Here is an 897-nt window from a genome sequence, read left to right on the forward strand (position 1 = left end):
GCCGCCGGAGCCGGCCGCTTCCGCCGGTGCCAAGGCGCCGGAGCCGCCCGCGCAGGCCACCGGCTCGCTGGCGGAGATGTTCCGCATGGTCGCCGCCGCGCCGCCGGCCCCGGAACCGCCGAAGCCGACCGATTCGCTGAAGGACATCCTGCGGGGCCTGCGCCCTGACAGGCGCGCTTGAGGACTGACGGGTGCCGCTGATCTGCTTTGCTTCGCCCAAGGGCGGCGTGGGCAAGACCACGCTTTCGGCCAATGTGGCGGATATGCTGCGCCGCCAGGGCCGCACCGCGCTGGCGCTGGACCTTGACCCGCAGAATTCGCTGCGGCTGCATTTCGGCGTGCCGGTGGGCGACCTGTCCGGCTTCAACGCCCAGCTGCTGCGGCGGCCGGACTGGCGCTCCTGCCTCCGCCAGTCGGCTTCCGGCACCCTGCTGCTGCCGCATGGCGCCATGGAGCTGCGGGATGCGCTGGAATACGGCGTGGCGCTGGAGCGTGACCCCGGCCTGCTGGCCACCCCGGTGCGGGAGATGCTGGCCGACCCGCGCGTGGTGGTGGTGGCCGACATGCCGCCTGGCCCTTCCCAGGCCCTGGCCATCCTGATGCCCATGGCCGCCCTGGTGGTGACGGTGCTGCAGAGCGAGGCGATTTCCGCCGCCATGCTGGCCGAGATCGAGGCCGGGCGCTTCCTGGGCAATGGCACCATGGCGGCGCTCTTCGCCGGGCGGCTGCAATTCGTGCTGAATGGCGTGGACATGGCCTCCCGCCTCTCCCGCACGGCGGCCGAGGCGGTGGCGCGCCACCTGGGCTCCCGCCTGCTGGGGGCCGTCAGCCGCGACGACGCCTTCGCCGAGGCCCTGACCGGCCAGCGGCTGGTGGCCGATGCGGCGCCGGCCAGCC

Annotated in this window: 2 protein-coding genes; both read left to right on the plus strand. The window is 73.8% G+C overall.

Going from position 1 to position 897, the window contains the following annotated elements:
• Positions 1 to 181: hypothetical protein (locus tag IBL25_RS26355; protein WP_202986898.1), on the plus strand; the 181-nt coding region annotated here is incomplete at its 5' end.
• A gap of 10 nt (positions 182 to 191) precedes the next feature.
• On the plus strand, positions 192 to 897 hold a 706-nt coding region (locus IBL25_RS26360), incomplete at its 3' end, for a cellulose synthase operon protein YhjQ/BcsQ (protein ID WP_187781378.1).

Source organism: Pseudoroseomonas ludipueritiae, assembly GCF_014490445.1.
In the GTDB taxonomy this organism is placed as follows: Bacteria; Pseudomonadota; Alphaproteobacteria; order Acetobacterales; family Acetobacteraceae; genus Pseudoroseomonas; species Pseudoroseomonas ludipueritiae.